At 55.7% G+C, this 19,140-nt stretch carries 17 protein-coding genes and 1 rRNA gene; 11 read left to right on the top strand and 7 right to left on the bottom strand.

Features of this window, described 5'->3' with window-relative positions; genetic code table 11:
• Positions 1-18: 18 nt before the first annotated feature.
• From C7M51_RS12325 to C7M51_RS12340, 4 genes are all read right to left on the bottom strand, one after another.
• Positions 19-441, bottom strand: a complete 423-nt coding sequence (locus tag C7M51_RS12325; protein WP_160622062.1) for a hypothetical protein — start codon at positions 439-441, stop codon at positions 19-21.
• Positions 442-522: 81 nt separating this feature from the next.
• Positions 523-1,464, bottom strand: a complete 942-nt coding sequence (mmuM, locus tag C7M51_RS12330) for a homocysteine S-methyltransferase (RefSeq protein ID WP_160622063.1) — start codon at positions 1,462-1,464, stop codon at positions 523-525.
• On the bottom strand, positions 1,454-2,863 hold the full coding sequence (gene mmuP / locus C7M51_RS12335) for an S-methylmethionine permease (protein ID WP_160622064.1): 1,410 nt from the start codon (positions 2,861-2,863) through the stop codon (positions 1,454-1,456). The genes mmuM and mmuP overlap by 11 nt, the downstream gene beginning before the upstream one ends.
• A gap of 166 nt (positions 2,864-3,029) precedes the next feature.
• A complete protein-coding gene (locus C7M51_RS12340) occupies positions 3,030-3,365 on the bottom strand; it encodes a DUF2002 family protein (RefSeq protein WP_160622065.1) in 336 nt (111 codons plus the stop codon).
• Between the two features lie 164 nt (positions 3,366-3,529).
• Here C7M51_RS12340 and C7M51_RS12345 point away from each other — a divergent pair, with 164 nt between their 5' ends.
• From C7M51_RS12345 to emrB, 5 genes are all read left to right on the top strand, one after another.
• Positions 3,530-3,844: a DUF883 family protein gene (locus C7M51_RS12345; RefSeq protein WP_160622066.1), complete on the top strand. Its 315-nt coding sequence runs from the start codon at positions 3,530-3,532 to the stop codon at positions 3,842-3,844.
• Positions 3,845-4,247: 403 nt separating this feature from the next.
• The gene (locus C7M51_RS12350) at positions 4,248-5,432 is read left to right on the top strand and encodes an MFS transporter (protein ID WP_160622067.1); all 1,185 of its coding nucleotides are present in this window, start codon (positions 4,248-4,250) and stop codon (positions 5,430-5,432) included.
• Positions 5,433-5,887: 455 nt separating this feature from the next.
• Positions 5,888-6,421 (top strand): transcriptional repressor MprA, encoded by a 534-nt coding sequence (gene mprA, locus C7M51_RS12355; RefSeq protein ID WP_160622068.1) that lies wholly within the window; start codon positions 5,888-5,890, stop codon positions 6,419-6,421.
• Positions 6,422-6,567: 146 nt separating this feature from the next.
• Complete coding sequence (emrA, locus tag C7M51_RS12360; protein ID WP_160622069.1) at positions 6,568-7,743, top strand: multidrug efflux MFS transporter periplasmic adaptor subunit EmrA; 1,176 nt, start codon at positions 6,568-6,570, stop codon at positions 7,741-7,743.
• A gap of 14 nt (positions 7,744-7,757) precedes the next feature.
• A complete protein-coding gene (gene emrB / locus C7M51_RS12365; protein WP_160622070.1) occupies positions 7,758-9,293 on the top strand; it encodes a multidrug efflux MFS transporter permease subunit EmrB in 1,536 nt (511 codons plus the stop codon).
• 130 nt (positions 9,294-9,423) lie between these two features.
• Here the strand turns inward: emrB and C7M51_RS12370 are convergent, their stop codons facing one another.
• Entirely contained in the window at positions 9,424-10,491 is a 1,068-nt protein-coding gene (locus C7M51_RS12370) for a tRNA/rRNA methyltransferase (protein ID WP_160622071.1), read from the bottom strand.
• A 201-nt stretch (positions 10,492-10,692) separates the two neighbouring features.
• Between C7M51_RS12370 and trxC the strand changes: the two genes are divergently transcribed.
• From trxC to C7M51_RS12400, 6 genes are all read left to right on the top strand, one after another.
• Positions 10,693-11,112, top strand: coding sequence for a thioredoxin TrxC (gene trxC, locus C7M51_RS12375; protein ID WP_160622072.1), 420 nt, complete (start codon positions 10,693-10,695; stop codon positions 11,110-11,112).
• An 80-nt stretch (positions 11,113-11,192) separates the two neighbouring features.
• Positions 11,193-11,897, top strand: a complete 705-nt coding sequence (locus C7M51_RS12380) for a tRNA-uridine aminocarboxypropyltransferase (RefSeq protein ID WP_160622073.1) — start codon at positions 11,193-11,195, stop codon at positions 11,895-11,897.
• Between the two features lie 68 nt (positions 11,898-11,965).
• Complete coding sequence (locus tag C7M51_RS12385; protein WP_160622074.1) at positions 11,966-12,745, top strand: YaeF family permuted papain-like enzyme; 780 nt, start codon at positions 11,966-11,968, stop codon at positions 12,743-12,745.
• 54 nt (positions 12,746-12,799) lie between these two features.
• Positions 12,800-15,463: a bifunctional acetate--CoA ligase family protein/GNAT family N-acetyltransferase gene (locus C7M51_RS12390; protein ID WP_160622075.1), complete on the top strand. Its 2,664-nt coding sequence runs from the start codon at positions 12,800-12,802 to the stop codon at positions 15,461-15,463.
• Between the two features lie 105 nt (positions 15,464-15,568).
• On the top strand, positions 15,569-16,924 hold the full coding sequence (pssA, locus tag C7M51_RS12395) for a CDP-diacylglycerol--serine O-phosphatidyltransferase (RefSeq protein ID WP_160622076.1): 1,356 nt from the start codon (positions 15,569-15,571) through the stop codon (positions 16,922-16,924).
• Between the two features lie 39 nt (positions 16,925-16,963).
• On the top strand, positions 16,964-17,284 hold the full coding sequence (locus C7M51_RS12400) for a YfiM family lipoprotein (protein WP_160622077.1): 321 nt from the start codon (positions 16,964-16,966) through the stop codon (positions 17,282-17,284).
• Between the two features lies 1 nt (position 17,285).
• Here C7M51_RS12400 and C7M51_RS12405 read toward each other — a convergent pair whose 3' ends face one another.
• Together C7M51_RS12405 and rrf are read right to left on the bottom strand one after the other, a co-directional pair.
• Positions 17,286-18,587: an MFS family transporter gene (locus tag C7M51_RS12405; protein WP_160622078.1), complete on the bottom strand. Its 1,302-nt coding sequence runs from the start codon at positions 18,585-18,587 to the stop codon at positions 17,286-17,288.
• Between the two features lie 348 nt (positions 18,588-18,935).
• A 5S ribosomal RNA gene (rrf, locus tag C7M51_RS12410) occupies positions 18,936-19,051 on the bottom strand.
• Positions 19,052-19,140: the final 89 nt, after the last annotated feature.

The raw sequence follows: 19,140 nt of genomic DNA on the forward strand, positions 1-19,140 counted from the left end.
TAGCGCGTCGGCGTAAACTTAACCGCCGCGCGCACCAACCGGGTTGATGACCGGTCGCACCTGCGCTGGCGCAATGTTATACATGCCGCCATAAAAGGGATCGACCAGCAGCCAGCCGGGGAAGCCGCCCAGCGGAATGTTGCCGAGGATATACCAGAGGTTCGCTTTCTCTTTTAGCGGCAGCGTCAGCGGCACATAGCCGGGCCGCTCCAGCATCACCAGATAGCTCTTTTTGCCGAAGTAGCTGCCGTTAGATTTTGCCAGTTCGACAGTTTTCGGCGTCACGCCTTCCGCCACGGGGCGTCCGGTTTCATCCTGCACCACAAAGGCCGCGCCCTGTGGAATTGAATCAATACGTACGCTTTGCGTTTCCGAGCCGACAATGGTGGCGCAGCCGCCGAGCAGCGAGGCGGCTGCCAGCGCCAGTAACAGGCGTTTCATACGCGTTCCTGATTTTTACGGTTAGGTAGTTAGTCTAATCGGCAGCGGCGCATATTTCCTTAGGCCCGGCAGTCCGCCATTTTACCGCCGGGCATGTTGACAGCGGCGGGACAGCGCGGCGATATCCTGCGGTGTGGTGCGACAGCAGCCGCCGATGATTTGCGCCCCCGCAGCCTGCCACTCTGTCAGCTTATCCTGGAGCGAACAGCCTGCGGGCGCACTGTGCCAGGTTTTGCTCACCGCGTCATACTGCTCACCGGAGTTGGGATAAACCAGCAGCGGTTTATCGGTCAGACGACGTAACGTTGCCAGCGCCGGAGTAACTTTCTCCAGCGCAATACAGTTGATTCCCAGCGCCACCGCCTGCGGGCAGCGGTTCAGCAGCGCCGTGACCGCCGTCAGCGGCGTGCCGTCGGAAAGGTGTTCGCTGTCGCGCAGGGTAAAGGAGAACCAGGCAGGCAGCTGCGGGAACTCCGCCAGCAGCGCCACCAGCGCTTCCAGTTCAGCGTAAGAGGGCAATGTCTCGCAGGCGAGCAGATCGACGCCTGCCGCCGCCAGCGCCTCGATACGCGGGCGATGAAAGGCCATCATTTCCGTCTGCGGCAGCGCATAGTCGCCGCGATATTCAGCGCCGTTCGCCAGATAAGCGCCATAGGGCCCTACCGAACCTGCAACCAGCAGCGGTGCACTCTGCGGATGCTGCGCCAGATAATCTTCGCGCGCCCGTAACGCCAGCGCCGCACTGCGGGCAATCAGCTCGCACGCCTGCGCCTCATTCAGCCCGCGCGCGGCAAAACCCAGCGGCGTTGCCTGATAGCTGGCGGTGATGGCGCACTGCGCCCCGGCAGCGAAATAGTCGTAATGCACCTGATAAATCAGCTGCGGATCTTCCAGCAGCACTTTCGCTGACCAGAGCGCATCAGCCAGCTGACAGCCGCGCGCCTCCAGCTCCGTCGCCAGCGCACCATCAAGAATCAGCGTACCGTTACGCTGGAGCAGATCGGCAATGGGATCAAACAGCATGTTTCGTTTCCTTAACGCTTTCCCGCTTGTTTCGTTGTGTTAGCCAGTATACGCCGTAGCAGATCGCGACAAATGGCAGACCGCACCAGAGGGCGACGCGCTGTTCAGGATCGAACGCCAGCCCAACGCAGGCCAGCAGGCAGAGCGCGAAACCCAATATCGGCGTCAGCGGGAACCAGGGCGCACGATATTTCAGTTCAGCGAGAGAATGCCCTTCACGCAGATAGCGACGGCGGAACACATAGTGCGCAGCGCAGATGCTGAGCCAGACCGCCACCACCGCAAAGCCGGAAATCGCTGAAAGCGCCACATAAACGGTATCCGCCGCGACGATGCTGGAGCACAGCGCCAGCAGCCCGCCCAGCATGCTGGCGCTAATGGCGAACAGCGGAATGCCGCGTCGCGTCAGGCGTGCGAAGCAGCGCGGTAGCGTGCCCTCATTGGAGAGCGACCAGAGCATACGCCCCGATGCGTACAGGCCGGAGTTCGCCGCGGACAGAATCGCCGTCAAAATAACAAAGTTAATAATATCCGCCGCCCAGGGAATGCCGATCTTTTCAAACACCAGCACGAAGGGGCTTTTGACGATGCCCGCCTGATCCATCGGGATCAGCGCCGCAAGAATCAGCACCGTGCCGATAAAAAAGATGATTAGCCGCGCCACGGTGGTACGAATCGCCAGCGGCACCACTTTCTGTGGATTCTCCGTCTCTCCGGCAGCGATGCCGATCAGTTCGGTGCCGGAAAAAGCGAAGTTTACCGCCACCATCGTCATTAAAATCGGCAGCACGCCGTGCGGTAACCAGCCGAAGGCGGTGAGGTTATGGAAGAACGGCGCGGGGGTGCCATCTTTTAACGGAATCACGCCAAATACCGCACAGCCGCCCAGGATGATAAAGGCGAGGATGGTGATCACTTTGATCAGCGAGAACCAGAATTCGCCCTCGGCAAAGAAGCGCGTCGAAATGACGTTCAGTAAAAAGATCGCGATACAGAATACCAGGCACCAGAGCCAGACCGGAGTTTGCGGGAACCAGTACTGCATACAGAAACCCGCCGCCGTCAGGCTGGAGCCGAGCGCCACCGTCCAGGTAAGCCAGTAAAGCCAGGCAACGGTATAGCCGGTAGCCGGACTGAGGTAGCGGCTGGCGTAGACGTGAAACGCGCCGGTTTCCGGCATCGCCACCGACAGCTCGCCCAGCGACTGCATAACCAGCCAGACGACCAGCGCGCCGATCAGGTAAGCCAGCAGCGTACCCGCCGCGCCGGTAGTGGAAATAATATAACCGGTGTTGAAAAACAGGCCGGTGCCAATCACCCCGCCCAGGGAAAGCATCACCAGGTGACGCGTTTTCATACTGCGTTTAAATTCGCCGCCTTGCGGCTGTTCTGACTGCATGGGTCTATCCGTATGGACGTCTAAACTTCTATATGAGGCAAGTTTTATACCTGCCCTGGCAGCAGATTGCAATGCAAGAAGGGCCGGACAGCACTCAGTGACCGGAAGGAGACGCCATCGTGAACACGATGGCGGCGTTAACAAAAAACGCGCAACGCAGACGAACTTAATCGAACATGCTTTGTAAATAGCGTTCCAGCGCGGCGCGGGAGCTGAATCCGTGCGGAATGCCGTAGTGATCCTGGGTATCGCCCATCAGGTAGATAGGGAACTGCGTATAGTGATCGCAGGTTTTGATCTCCGACGCAGGATCGGCATAGTTCAGGCTTTTCTCTTTCAGCGTCGGATGAATGACCAGGGCTGTTCTTCCCAGGCGCGCCTCACGGTTGACGTAAACATAGTTATCGCCCCTGCGGTAGCCATAGGTTTTCGGCGTCACGGCATCCATTTCAAAACCCGCTTTTTCCAGAACGCGTGCCACCTCATCTGGTCGTAAATACATGCTCAATCCTCTCATTCTTATAAAGCTTCGCAACCTTACAACAGCGCGGCGGCCAGGGGCATTCAGAATTATCCAGAAAGCCAGCTACGGAGACCGCTTCGCGCTGCGCTTGCGGTGGATGGTCTACACTAAGTATTAGGTTATTTAGCAAAGGGAAAAGAAAAATGTTCAAACAATCAACGAAAAACGACCAGACCGACTTTAATCAGGATATTTCAGTGCTGGCAGATACGCTGGACGATTTGCTGAAATCTTACGGCAGTAAAGCCCAGGATGACATTGACGCAGCGCGCAGTAAAGCGGAAGCGCTGCTAAAAGAGACGCGTGCCAAAATGCACGGGCGTAACCGCGTCAGCCAGGCGGCACGCGATGCCGGGCAGCAGGTGGATAGCTGGATCCATGATAAGCCGTGGCAGGGTGCAGGCGTTGGCGCTGCGGTCGGTATTTTTATCGGGGCATTGCTCGCTTCTCGTCGCTAACCTCTTCGCTGACTCCTCTCCCCGCCTGCGCGGGGATTATCCTGCCTACGCGTTCTTTTTCTACCATCCCGATATTTTTCTACCGTTACGATACCCAGCGTTAAACTTCAGCGCCAACGATGAATACCACGATACGTAAAGCGCTCGACTCTGAGTAAATAAGGCACATTCTGGGAGTAAAAAAAGCCGATCAAGGGTGAAAATAAGTGGTTGGAATGTTAAAAAACAAACCGGGAATTGTTACCTTGTTTTTGCCATTCCATTGGAAATGCCGCCTCCCTGCCCGCTTGCTGCCGATGAAATAGTAAACAAAACTGGTATGTCCTGTTAAATGCTTTCAACAACGAAATAGTTTTTTGAGTTACTATTAGTTCCGACGAATTATCAACCATACTTATTGCTCATGAATTCAACGACTCACGGACTTAGTCCGATGCTGGTGGCGTTAATGTCCATCGCTACCGGACTGGCAGTGGCCTGCAACTACTATGCACAACCTTTGCTGGATACGATTGCCCATGGCTTTAACCTGTCGGTAAGCCAGGCCGGTTTTATCGTTACCACGGCGCAGCTCGGCTACGCTGCCGGTTTGCTGCTGCTGGTGCCGCTGGGCGATCGCGTTGAGCGTCGTGCGTTAATTGTGGGCATGAGCCTGCTGGCGGCAGGCGGCATGGTGATTACCGCCCTTTCCACCAATCTTGCCATGATGCTGCTGGGCACCGCCCTGACCGGACTTTTCTCGGTGGTTGCCCAACTGCTGGTGCCGCTGGCAGCAACGCTGGCCGCACCGGAGAAGCGCGGTAAGGTAGTCGGCACGGTAATGAGCGGCCTGCTGCTTGGCATTTTACTGGCGCGCACCGTCGCCGGAGCGCTGGCACAGCTTGGCGGCTGGCGCGCCGTGTTTTGGGTAGCCAGCGTTCTGATGGCATTAATGGCGCTGGCGCTGTGGCGTGGTCTGCCGCGCTATCGGCAGACGGTAGATTTAAACTATCCGCAGCTACTCGGCTCTATTTTTCATCTCTATGCCGCGACACGTGTGCTACGAACGCGTGCCGTTATCGGCTGCCTCTCTTTCGCTAACTTCAGCATTTTGTGGACCTCAATGGCGTTTTTGCTGGCGGCGCCGCCGTGGAACTACAGCGAAGGCGAGATTGGCCTGCTGGGTCTGGCTGGTGCCGCCGGTGCTCTGGCTGCACGTCAGGCGGGCGCGCTGGCCGACCGGGGCAAGGCGCGCCTGACAACCACCCTTGGCCTGCTGATTATGCTGGCTTCCTGGGCATTAACCGCGCTGGGTGCCCACTCGCTGCTGGCTTTGATTGCCGGGATTATCCTACTCGACCTGGCAGTACAGGGCGTACACATTACCAACCAGAGCGTGATCTATCGGCGTATGCCTGAAGCGCGTAACCGCCTGACGGCCGGGTATATGACCAGCTACTTTATCGGCGGCGCGGCAGGCTCGTTGCTCTCCGCTAACGCTTATCATTTTGCGGGCTGGTATGGCGTATGCGCTGCCGGTTCGCTATTAACTTTACTTAATCTGTTAAGCTGGTGGGCAGGCTATCGCTATGAAGATCACAATAATTAACCAACGAAGTGTAAATAGCGTTCCTTTCAGTAAAGCCATGCTATAAAGCCGTTGATCACTCTGATATGGTTAGCCAGGAATTTATTCATAAAGGTTATATTTTCACAAGCAATTATTTAAACTATAGAAAGAGTATCGCGATAATACAGGCCTAAACAACAATGCTATTCATGTCAGCCATACGCCTGTTATATTAGCGTCAGGCATGTTTTCCGCGGCAGCCGCCAGCGTGCAACAGCACTACCGCGTAGCGTTTTTGCGTATTCCGTGGCGATGGATTTATCAGACCCGCGACCGCCTTAATCCGGCAGTCTGCAGTTTCGGTTTATGGAGTGAGCCGGAAATATTGAATGGTGACGTAGCGATCGCGTGAACAGACCCGCTGGTAGCGCTGTTTACGCCTGTTTCGTCATCACCATTACTATACCAGTTGCAACTAATGAGGTTCCTTTAAGATGGAAAGTTCGTTTACTCCCATTGAACAGATGCTGAACATTCGCGCTACTCGCCATAAAGATTTCCCACTCCAGGAAATTATGCTGACGCGTCTGTGCATGCATATGCAGAGCAAGCTGTTGGATAATCGTAATAAGATGCTGAAAGCTCAGGGGATTAACGAGACACTGTTTATGGCGTTGATTACGCTGGATGCACAGGAAAACCAGAGTATTCAGCCATCAGAACTGAGCGCGGCGCTGGGTTCATCCCGTACCAACGCGACGCGCATTGCCGATGAACTGGAAAAACGCGGCTGGATTGAACGACGCGAAAGCGATAACGATCGTCGCTGCCTGCATCTGCACTTAACGGAAAAAGGCAACGCGTTTCTGCGCCAGGTGCTCCCGCCGCAGCATCAGAGCCTGCAGTATCTTTGGTCCTCGCTCAGCAACAGCGAAAAAGTACAGCTGGAGAGCCTGACGCGCAAGCTGCTGAACCGTCTGGATCAGATGGATGAAGAGGAAGTTATTTCTTCTCTTTCACATCAATAGCAATTCCTGCGAAACAATCACACTCAGAAATCGATATTTTAATCCGCTTTTGTCCATGCCAGCACCGTATTGCTGGCTTTTTAGGCTCGGGCCGCTGCGTACAAGGGATCAACGCACCCCGAATAGGTGTATACGTGGAGAAAACCATGAGTGCGAATGCGGAAACGCAATCCCCCCAGAAGCCTGCCGGGAAAAAGAAAACGCGTAAAAAAGCATTAATTATCCTGGCGGTGCTGTTTATTCTGGCTGGCATTGCATATCTGATTTACTGGGCGCTGGTGCTGCGTCATTTTGAAGAAACCGATGATGCCTATGTGGCAGGTAACCAGGTGCAGATAATGGCCCAGGTCACCGGTAGCGTGAACAGGGTCTGGTTTGATAATACCGACTTCGTGAAGAAAGGTGATGTGCTGGTCACGCTGGATAAAACCGATGCGGAACAGGCATTTGAAAAAGCGCAAACCGCACTGGCTACCAGTGTGCGCCAGACGCATCAGCTGATGATTAACAGCAAGCAATATCAGGCCTCGATTGCCCTGCGAAAAACCGCGCTGGCGCAGGCGGAAGCGGATCTTAAACGCCGCGAGCCGTTGGGTGCCTCAAACCTGATTGGGCGTGAAGAATTACAGCACGCGCGCGACGCCGTCGCTACCGCCAGAGCACAGCTGGACGTGGCGGTGCAGCAATATAATGCCAATCAGGCGGTAATTCTGGATACCTCGCTGGAAAACCAGCCTGCGGTAAAACAGAACGCCGCCGCGCTGCGTGACGCCTGGCTGGCGTTGCAGCGTACCGACATTCGCAGCCCGATTGACGGCTACGTTTCCCGCCGCAGCGTCCAGGTAGGCGCGCAGATCTCTCCCACCACGCCGCTGATGGCGGTAGTACCCGCTACCGGCATTTGGGTCGACGCCAACTTTAAAGAGACGCAGCTGGCAGGCGTGCGCATCGGCCAACCGGCGACGGTGATCAGCGATATCTATGGTGATGATGTGGTTTACCACGGTAAAGTCGTCGGCCTGGATATGGGCACCGGCAGCGCCTTCTCGCTGCTGCCCGCGCAGAACGCAACGGGCAACTGGATCAAAGTCGTCCAGCGTCTGCCGGTACGTATTGAGCTGGATGCCAAAGAAGTGGCGGATCATCCGCTGCGCATCGGCCTGTCCACGCTGGTTAAAATAGATACCAGCAATAAAGAGGGCAGCGTGCTGGCTTCTCAGGTACGTCAGAGCCCCGCTTATCAGAGCGATGCGCTGGCGATCGATCTGGCGCCGGTCAATCAGTTAATCAGCGAGATCATTCGCGCCAATGCGAGCGAGTAACGCGGGAGACTGTCATGGCACAAAAACCGCTTGAAGGCGCTCAGCTGGTCCTGATGACCATCGCGCTGTCGCTGGCGACCTTTATGCAGGTGCTGGATTCCACCATCGCCAACGTTGCCATTCCGACTATCGCCGGTAACCTGGGCGCTTCGAATTCGCAGGGTACCTGGGTTATCACCTCGTTCGGCGTGGCTAATGCTATTTCCATCCCGATTACCGGCTGGCTGGCGAAGCGCGTGGGCGAGGTGAAACTGTTTGTCTGGTCAACCGTCGCTTTTGCGCTGGCGTCCTTTCTCTGCGGTATCGCAGAAAGCCTCCCGATGCTGATTCTGTTCCGCGTGGTGCAGGGGCTGGTTGCCGGGCCGCTGATTCCGCTGTCGCAAAGTCTGTTGTTAAGCAACTATCCTCCCGCTAAACGCAGCGTTGCCCTCTCGCTGTGGGCGATGACGGTGGTTGTCGCGCCGATCTGCGGTCCGATTCTGGGCGGCTGGATCAGCGACAACTATCACTGGGGATGGATTTTCTTCATCAACGTACCGATCGGTATCGTGGTGACTATCCTGACGTTACAGACGCTGCGTAACCGTGAAACCAAAACGGAGATCCGCCCGATCGATACGGTAGGGCTGGTTCTGCTGATCGTGGGTATCGGGGCACTGCAAATTATGCTCGACCGTGGACGCGAGCTGGACTGGTTTAGTTCAACCGAGATTATCGTGCTGACGGTGGTGGCGGTAGTGGCGCTGGCGATTCTGTTTGTCTGGGAGATGACGGACGACCATCCGGTCGTTGACCTGACGCTGTTTAAGTCGCGTAACTTTACCATCGGCTGTTTGTCGATCAGCCTCGCCTACATGCTTTATTTCGGCTCAATTGTTCTGCTGCCGCAGCTGTTGCAGGAGGTATTCGGCTATACGGCAACCTGGGCTGGGCTGGCCTCCGCGCCGGTAGGGATTTTCCCGGTCATCCTGTCGCCGATAATCGGTCGCTTCGCGCATCGGATCGATATGCGCTACCTGGTCACTTTCAGCTTTATTATGTACGCCGTCTGTTTCTACTGGCGTGCCTGGACGTTCGAACCGGGAATGGACTTTGGCGCTTCGGCATGGCCGCAGTTTGTGCAGGGTCTGGCGGTGGCCTGCTTCTTTATGCCGCTAACCACCATTACCCTGTCTGGCCTGCCGCCGGAGCGGTTGGCTGCCGCCTCCAGCCTGTCGAACTTTATGCGTACCCTGGCGGGATCGATCGGGACTTCGATTACCACGACCATGTGGACCAATCGTGAATCAATGCATCACAGCTATTTCAGCGAGTCGATTACGCCTTATAACAGCAATGCGCAAGAGACTTATCGGCAGCTGGAGCAGCTGGGTATGAACCACCAGCAGGCTCCCATCTATATTGCCCAGCAGATCACGAATCAGGGATTGATTATCTCAGCTAACGAAGTGTTCTGGATGTCAGCGGGAATTTTCCTGCTGCTGGTGGTGATGGTCTGGTTTGCACGTCCACCGTTCAGTTCCGGTGGTGGCGGTGGCGGTGCGCATTAGTCAGGTGCGGCTAAAGCGCGGGAGGTTGAGGCTATCCCGCGTAGCATCCGCTAAATCACCAGAAACCTGAACGACGCTTTTCTCAGGCACAAAAAAACGGGCATTCGCCCGTTTTTTATCTCTGTCACGCTTAGTGGTTTTGACGCCACCACTCCGCCAGCAGAATGCCGGTTGCGACGGAAACGTTAAGGCTTTCCACCTTACCGGTGCCGTCAATCGACACGCTCATATCGCCCTGCTTCAGGGCAGATTCACTCAGGCCATCGCTCTCCTGCCCCAGCGCCAGCACCATCTTCGCCGGGAGTTTCGCCTGCGTCAGGGGCGTGCTGCCTTTGTGACTGGAAGTGGTTACGATGGTATAACCCGCCTTGCGGAACGCTTCCAGACCTTTGACAAAGCTCTCTGCGCTGAGCGCCTGCACATGTTCGGCACCGCCTTCCGCGGTACGTACTGCCGCGCCTGATTCCAGCACGGCGGCATCATCTACCAACAGGCCTTTAACGCCAAAATGTGCGCTGCTGCGCATAATGCCGCCGATATTATGCGGGTTGCCAATATTTTCCAGCGCCAGTACGCAATCCTGCTCGCGATCCGTTGCCAGCCACTCGCTTACCGGTGTACCAACACGTTTCTTAATCAGGAAACAAACGCCGCCGTGATGCTCGGTGCCGGACGCTTTTTCCAGCTCTGCCTCTTCCACCACGTGATAGGCTTTGCGGTTGGCCGCCAGCCAGCGCAACGCATCACGGAAGCGCGGCGTTACGCTCTGTACAAACCAGGCGCGCACGATACATTCCGGGCGGCTTTGAAACAGCGCCTGACAGGCGTTCTCGCCGTACACGCGCGTCTCTTCCATACGCTGACGACGTAGCTGCTCTGGATCGATATAACTTTTACCACTAATGCCGCCATGATCGGGCTTCGTTTCTTCACCCGGCGCGCGGGAAACGGTGCGCCACGGTGAATCACTGCGCGGTTGCGCATCACGATCGCGATTGCCGCGGAATTTACCATCACGTCCGCCGCGCGCCGCGCTGTCAGACTGGCGAGATGGACGACGGCTACCTTCCTGGCGATCGGCGCCGGGCCTGCTGCCTCTGCCCGTTCGGGGATTCTGTCCGCGTTTATCTCCGTTATCGTCGCCGCGAACATACATCACTTTGACCTTGCCGCTTTTACCTTTGAATTCGTCGTTCATCTGTTCCTCCACCTGCTGAGCGCGAAGCGCGAAGATTACCTGAAGCACAGGCTGTATGCCATCAACTTCGGCTAAAAGTCGCCAACTATTGCACTCATTGAGTATTCCATGTTGTTGCTCAATCAGAGCCGATTGATAATTAAGCTTATGCATTAATTTCGCGGTTATCTAAGCCGGTAACGATAAAACCTGAGGTGTTAAATGAATACGGTATGTGCATCCTGCCAGGCAACCAACCGCGTTCCGGAAGAGCGCATGGCCGATGGCGCAAAATGTGGCCGCTGTGGCAGCGAGCTGTTTGATGGCGAAGTGATTAACGCCACCAGCGCCACGCTGGATAAATATTTACAAGACGACCTGCCGGTGGTGGTGGATTTCTGGGCGCCCTGGTGCGGCCCCTGCGTTAACTTTGCGCCGATCTATGAAGATGTCGCCGCCGAACGTAACGGTAAGGTGCGCTTCCTGAAGGTCAATACCGAAGCGGAGCCGGAGCTGAGCGCACGTTTTCGTATCCGCAGCATCCCTACCATTATGGTGTTCAAACAGGGTCAGCTGGCGGATATGCTGAACGGTGCCATGCCGAAGGCCCCGTTTAACGAATGGCTGGATGAAACGCTGTAATCCACGCGGCTGGCAATGCCAGCCGCACTACGCTTCCCAGCCGCTTCCCGCTACAATGGCGTTTTTGCCAGTGCGATTCCATGAGCCATAATGCCGTTTTACGCCTGCGCGCCGAGCGCCTGGCGCGTGCCACCCGCCCTTTTTTAGCGCGCGGCAACCGCGTCCGCCGTTGCCAGGGCTGTCTGCTACCACAAAAGCTCTGCCTGTGTGCGGAAATTGTTCCCCAGCACGCACGCAGCCGTTTCTGCCTGGTGATGTTCGATACGGAGCCGATGAAGCCCAGCAATACCGGGCGTTTAATCGCCGATGTACTACCCGATACGCTCGCTTTTGGCTGGTCACGCACCGAACCCGATCCGGCATTGCTGGCGGCGGTTGCTAACGACGATTATCAGCCGATGGTTGTTTTCCCTGAATCGTATGCTGATGGCGATCGTCCGGTACTCAATGCACCACCGATACAGGGCAAACCGCCGCTGTTTATTATGCTGGATGGCACCTGGACCGAAGCGCGTAAAATGTTTCGCAAAAGCCCCTGGCTGGATGCACTGCCGGTAATGTCGCTGCGGGTTACCACGCCTTCCGCCTATACGCTGCGCGAGGCGCACGGCCCCGGCCAGCACTGCACCGCCGAGATTGCCGCCGAACTGCTGCGTCAGGCGGGCGATACCGCCGCGGGCCAGACGCTTAGCGATCATTTTACGCTGTTTCGTCAACGCTATCTGGCAGGCAAACCCCATCATCCGGCGTCGTTAAATAACGATATGTTTCCTGCACAAAAATAACCACTGAAATCACAAGGCTTTTATTTTATCCTGCTGCCACGATGGATCGTTACAGAGCTAAAGGGACAATGAAAGCCTTATTTATTTTGCTGTTTTGCCTGCTGTCGGCAGGTTGCAGTATGGATATTGTTAACACACCACAAAGCGTGCCGCTGCGTCTTCAGTCCAGCCGCACCTCCTCCGTGCAGGCGGTGACGCCAATCACCGCTTCTGATTTACAGCCCGGCGATATGCTGCTCTCATCCGCAACCTCAATGACATCACAGGCTATCCGGCTGGTCAGCATGACCGGCGTCAGCCATGCGGCGATTTATCTCGGCGATAATCTGGTAGCAGAGGCTACCGGCAAAGGCGTCGGGATTATTCCGCTAAGCGAGGCGATAGCAGAAAGTAATAATCTGCTGGCGCTACGCCTGGAAAACTTTAGCGCTGAAGATGCCAGCCGGTTGCGCGATTATGCGCTGGCCCGGCAGGGAGAAAAATATAACTATAAAGGTATCGTGATGCTGGCGCCGTTTATGCTTTCCCGCCGCCTCTGCGAGCTTCCGCTGTTTTACGCCTCGCTGCGCCATCAGTGTCTCTCGATGCTCGCCTCGGTGCAGATGGCGGAAGACGAAACCTCCACCAGCTTCTTCTGTTCACAGTTTGTTGCCGCCGCCTACGCCTATGCCGGTCATCCGCTGTTCGATGGTCAACCTGGCTGGCTCAGTCCGGCGGATTTACTGCATATGCGCGCGGGTGACGTCTCCTCCTATCGCCATAAGCAGTCGCTAACCTACGTGGGTCATTTAAAACGCTGGAACGTGGCGGATATTCTCGGATTACGTCGCCAGACGCGCCGCGCGTAACAAAAGCGGCAAAAACGGTTACACTCAAACGCATCAAGGTTTCAGGAGCGGGAAATGAGTCAACGTGGACTGGAAGCGCTGTTAAGACCGAAATCTATTGCCGTTATCGGTGCCTCAATAAAACCGGGGCGCGCGGGCTATCTGATGATGCGTAATCTGCTGGCAGGCGGCTTTAGCGGGCCGGTTCTGCCGGTGACACCCAAATATAAGGCGGTATCCGGCGTGCTGGCCTGGCCCGATATCCATAGCCTGCCTTTCGCACCGGAGCTGGCGATTATCTGCACCAATGCCAGCCGCAACCTCAGCCTGTTGCAGCAGCTCGGCGAGAAAGGCTGTAAGGCCTGCATTATTCTCTCCGCGCCGGAAGGTCAGTTACAGGCGCTGAAAGCCTGCGCCAGCCGCTGGCAGATCCGCCTGCTGGGGCCGAACAGCCTGGGGCTGCTGGCCCCCTGGCAAGGGCTGAACGCCAGCTTTTCACCCGTGCCGATCCTGAAAGGCAAACTGGCTTTCGTCTCGCAGTCCGCCGCCGTCTCCAATACCATCCTTGACTGGGCGCAGCAGCGCCAGCTGGGATTCTCCTGGTTTATCGCGCTGGGCGACAGCCTGGATACCGATATCGACGACCTGCTCGATTTTCTGGCACGTGATGGCAAAACCAGCGCCATCCTGCTCTATCTGGAACACCTCAGCGATGCCAGACGCTTTGTCTCTGCCGCCCGTAGCGCCTCGCGTAATAAACCCATACTGGTGATTAAAAGCGGGCGCAGTCCCCAGGCGCAGGCGCTGCTGAAAACCCATGCCGGGCTGGACGCCGCCTGGGACGCAGCGATTCAGCGCGCAGGCCTGCTGCGGGTACAGGATACCCATGAACTGTTTTCCGCCGTAGAGACCTTGAGCCATATGCGCCCGCTGCGCGGCGATCGGCTGATGATGATCAGTAACGGTGCCGCACCTGCTGCGCTGGCGCTGGATGCGCTACAGGCACGCAGCGGAAAGCTGGCCCAGCTCAGCGATGCCACGCTTGCTGCACTAACAGCCCTCTTACCTGAGGCAATCGTCCCCGGTAATCCACTGGATTTAAAGGATGATGCCACGCCAGAACGCTATCTCCAGACGGTAGCGTTATTACTCGACAGCCATGAGCTGGATGCGCTGATGGTTATTCATGCGCCGAGCGCGGTCGCTCCGGCGACGGAAACCGCACAGCGCCTGATTGAACTGGTAAAGCAGCACCCGCGCGGCAAATCCCTGACGCTGTTGACTAACTGGTGCGGTGAGTTCTCATCACAGGAGGCGCGTCGCGCCTTTGGCGATGCGGCGATCCCTACCTATCGCACGCCAGAAGGAACGGTAACCGCTTTTATGCATATGGTGGAATACCGGCGCAACCAGAAACAGCTACGCGAGACGCCTGCGCTACCCGCCACGCTGAAACAGGATACCGCGCACGCTCACCAGCTTATCCAGCAGGCTTTACAGGAGGGGACAACACAGCTGGATACGCATGAGGTACGGGCAATTTTACAGGCCTATGGCCTGACAACGCTGCCGACCTGGATCGCCGGAGACAGCGTGGAGGCGGTGCATATTGCCGGACAAATAGGCTACCCCGTAGCGCTGAAGCTGCGCTCACCGGATATTCCTCATAAATCTGATGTACAGGGGGTGATGCTCTATCTGCGTACCGCCAGCGAAGTACAACAGGCGGCAGAGGCTATTATCGACAGGGTGAAGCTGACCTGGCCCCAGGCGCGTATTCATGGGCTGCTGGTACAAAGCATGGCGAACCGTGCTGGTGCTCAGGAACTACGGATTGTGGTTGAGCAGGATCCGCTGTTCGGGCCGGTAATTATGCTGGGCGAAAGCGGCGTAGAGTGGCAGGCAGACCGTCATGCAGCGGTGGCGCTACCGCCGCTGAATATGGCTCTCGCGCGCTATCTGGTTATCCAGGCGATAAAAACCGGCAAAATTCGCGGTCGCAGCGCCCTGAGGCCGCTGGATATTCCGGCATTAAGTGCGGTGCTGGTGCAGGTATCCAATCTGGTTGTTGATTGCCCGGAAATTCAGCGTCTGGATATCCATCCCCTGCTGGCGGCGGGCGATGAGTTTACCCTGTTGGATGTCACCCTGACGCTGGCGGAGTTTAGCGGAGTAAATGAATCAAGGCTGGCTATTCGTCCTTATCCGCATACGCTGGAAGAAAACGTTACGCTGAAAAACGGCGCAGTCTGCCAGTTTCGCCCTATTCTGCCGGAAGATGAACCCTTGCTGCAGCGCTTTATCGCTCAGGTAACCAAAGAGGATCTTTACTATCGCTACTTTAGCGAGATCAATGAGTTTACCCATGAGGATTTAGCCAATATGACGCAAATCGACTACGATCGAGAGATGGCTTTTGTGGCGGTGCGTGAGCAACGCGGTGAAGCGGAGATTATTGGCGTGACCCGCGCGATTTCCGATGCGGATAACACCGATGCTGAATTCTCCGTTCTGGTGCGTTCCGATCTGAAAGGTCTGGGGCTGGGCAGACGCCTGCTGGAAAAGATGATTATCTATACGCGTAATCATGGTCTCCAGCAGCTAAACGGTATTACTATGCCCGGCAACCAAGGCATGATTACCCTGGCAAGGAAGTTAGGATTCAGCGTGGATGTGCAGCTGGAGGACGGCATTGTTAGCTTACATTTGCCCCTTCATCACGCTGGCGAGCAACATTAACCTGCGAAGATCGCCCTTTACGCGCAGTTAATGTTAATATTGTCGGTTAGGACCATGATTTCATGGCGAAAGACCACTCAATACATAGAGAAGAAGCGCACTGTGATGTTGTCTAAATTTAAGCGCAATAAACATCAACAACACCTTGCACAGCTGCCCAAACTGTCCCAGTCCGTTGCTGATGTGAACACGCTTTACTCGCCTTCAGAGTTTCGCACAACGCTGCTGGAAAAAATTGCCGGCGCGACGCAGCGCATTTGCATTGTGGCGCTTTATCTGGAAAATGATGACGCCGGACGAGCGGTGCTTTCCGCGCTGTACGACGCTAAACGCGCACGTCCGACGCTGGATATTAGCGTGCTGGTTGACTGGCATCGGGCGCAGCGTGGCCGTATTGGCGACGCCAAAGGTAGTACCAACGCCGACTGGTATTGCGATATGGCCAGCCAGCATCCCGATATCGCTATTCCGGTGTATGGTATCCCGGTTAATACCCGTGAAGCGCTGGGCGTGCTACACCTGAAAGGCTTTATTATCGACGATACGCTGCTTTACAGCGGTGCCAGCCTGAACGATGTCTATCTGCACCAGCACGATAAATATCGCTACGATCGCTATCAGCTGATCCGCAATCCGCAGCTGGCCGACACTATGTTCGAGTGGATTGATCGTAACCTGAAAAATGCAGTCGCGGTGCATCGGCTCAATCGTCGTGAGCGTCCCAGAAGTCCGGAAATTAAGAACGAAACCCGTCAGTTCCGTCAGGATCTGCGCGGCTTTGATTACCACTTTACGCCGAACGCCGGTAATGAAGAGCTGGCGGTTACGCCGCTGGTCGGGCTGGGCAAACGCAGCCTGCTGAATAAAACCATCTATCATTTGATGCCCTGCGCGGAACGGAAGCTGACGCTCTGTACGCCTTACTTTAATCTGCCCGCGATTCTGGTGCGCAATATTATCTGGCTGCTGCGTCAGGGTAAGGAAGTGGAAATTATTGTCGGCGATAAAACTGCCAATGATTTCTATATCCCGCAGGATCAGCCGTTTAAAATTATTGGCGCTCTACCCTATCTGTATGAAATTAATCTGCGACGTTTTCTTAGCAGGCTGCAATATTACGTCAGCAACGGGCAGCTGACCGTAAGATTGTGGAAAGATAACGATAACAGCTATCACCTGAAGGGAATGTGGGTGGATGATGAATGGATGCTGATTACCGGCAATAACCTTAATCCACGCGCCTGGCGTCTGGATCTGGAAAACGCCGTGTTGATCCACGATCCGCTGCAACAGCTGGCCGATCAACGGGATCGCGAGCTGACGCTGATTCGTCAGCATACCAGCGTAGTGAAGCATTTCCGCGATCTCGAAAGTATCGCTGACTACCCGGTGAAAGTTCGTAAGCTTATTCGACGCCTGCGTCGTATCAGGATCGACCGCCTGATCAGTCGTATTCTGTAAGTTAAAGCGCCTTTCTGATCTCTGGAAGCAGGAGCTGCGATGCGAGTTGTGCTGATTTTACTCTGTCTGTGCTGCGCTGGCTGTAGCCACAGCGCTCAGGATAGCTGGACCGGTCAGGATAAAGCACAGCATTTTATCGCCTCCGCGGTGCTCTCCGCTGCTGGTAATGAGTATGGACAGCAGCAGGGCTGGACAACGCATCGCAGCAATCAATTCGGCCTGATGTTTGCGCTCAGCTTCGGCGTGGCTAAGGAAGTATACGACAGCCGCGCCGAGGGGAGCGGCTGGAGCTGGAAGGATCTGGGCTGGGATATAGCCGGTGCGGCGACCGGCTTTGCCCTGTGGAATATCGGTCAATAGGCTATAGCTTTATACCCTGCCCCTTACGATGCAGCATCAGCGAAACCAGCAGCGCGACCGCCCCCATCACTGAGACATACCAGAAGAAGTGCGTTTCGTGGCCCGCAGCCTTGAGCGACAGGGCGACATATTCCGCCGAACCGCCAAAAATCGCATTCGCTACGGCATAGGAAAGCCCAACACCCATTGCCCGCACTTCAGGTGGAAACATTTCCGCTTTCAGGATACCGCTAATCGCGGTGTAGAAACTGGTAATCAGCAGCGCCAGCATCACCAGCGCAAAGACCAGCCATCCGCTTTCTACATACTGTAAGAGCGTCAGAATTGGAACCGTACAGAACATAGCGCCCACGCTAAAAATCAGCATGGAGTTACGACGCCCGATCCTGTCGGAAAGCGCACCAATAACTGGCTGAATCAGCATGAAGACAAACAGCGCCAGCGTCATCAATCCACTGGCAGTTTTCGCATCCATCCCCGCGCTGTTTACCAGGTATTTTTGCATATAGGTGGTGAAGGTATAAAAACTTAGCGAACCGCAGGCGGTGAACCCCAGCACCATCAAAAAGGCGCGACGATGTTTCCATAGCCCGCCCAGGCGTCCGGCATCCTGGTGCTGGCGTGTTTTGCTGTCAGTGGTTTCATCCAGCGAACGCCTTAAAAACAGCGCCACAATTGCCAGCAGCGCTCCCAGCGCAAAAGGAATACGCCATCCCCAGCTGCGCAGCGCTTCAACAGGCAACAGGTGTTGCAATATCACCACGGTAAGCAACGCTAACAGCTGCCCGCCAATCAGCGTAACGTATTGAAATGAAGCGTAGTAACCTTTGCGTCCTTCTACGGCTACCTCACTCATATAGGTTGCGCTGGTACCATACTCGCCGCCAACCGACAGCCCCTGAAACAGTCGTGCCAGTAGCAGCAGTATCGGTGCCCAAACGCCCAGCGTGGCATAACCCGGCAGGCAGGCAATGACCAGTGAACCAAAGCACATCATACAAACAGAAATTAGCATTGAGGTTTTACGCCCATGGCGATCGCCAATCCAGCCGAATAGCCAGCCACCGATGGGGCGCATCAAAAATCCGGCAGCAAAGACGCCTGCGGTCTGTACCAGCTGGGTAGTCGGATTGCCCGCCGGGAAGAAGATATGGGCAAAATAAAGGGAGCAGAAAGAGTAGACGTAAAAATCAAACCATTCGACTAAATTACCGGAAGATGCGCCGATAATAGCGCTAATGCGCTTTTTATCCGATGCCCTGGCGAGTTCCGATTGTTTCTTATTGGTTAACACATCAGCCATATTATGCCTCACGATTGATCCTTACCGTTAAAAAAGACAAAAATTCAGTAAAGCATTAAAGATGAGAGTTAAGGAAAACTTTTATATTCAGGGGATGGTTTTTGTGAAGCAACAGCCATTATGTAATGAAAAGTGGCTGAAAACAGACAGGTTTTATTGCAGCCGATAAATTAAACGGGGTGATAAAGGCAGGAGAAGGGAAAGCGTTTGTTACGGGCAGGCGGAAACGATAAAGCGAATCTGAAGCGGGCGGCTCCGTTTTGAAAACATCGGGACGCACAGGAAAACCTGGATGTTGCAGAGACGAAAAAGCCCCGGCTTTCGCCGGGGCTCCGTCGTTTGTTTGATGCCTGGCAGTTCCCTACTCTCGCATGGGGAAGCCCCACACTACCATCGGCGCTGCGGCGTTTCACTTCTGAGTTCGGCATGGGGTCAGGTGGGACCACCGCGCTCTCGCCGCCAGGCAAATTCTTGTCGCCGGAACGCGCTTTTACCCGCTCCCGCTTGATGCTTTAATCCGGTGAACAAACTGAAAATTCTCGCGTCTCTCTCT

Origin of the sequence: Mixta intestinalis, from assembly GCF_009914055.1 — a bacterium.
GTDB lineage: Bacteria > Pseudomonadota > Gammaproteobacteria > Enterobacterales > Enterobacteriaceae > Mixta > Mixta intestinalis.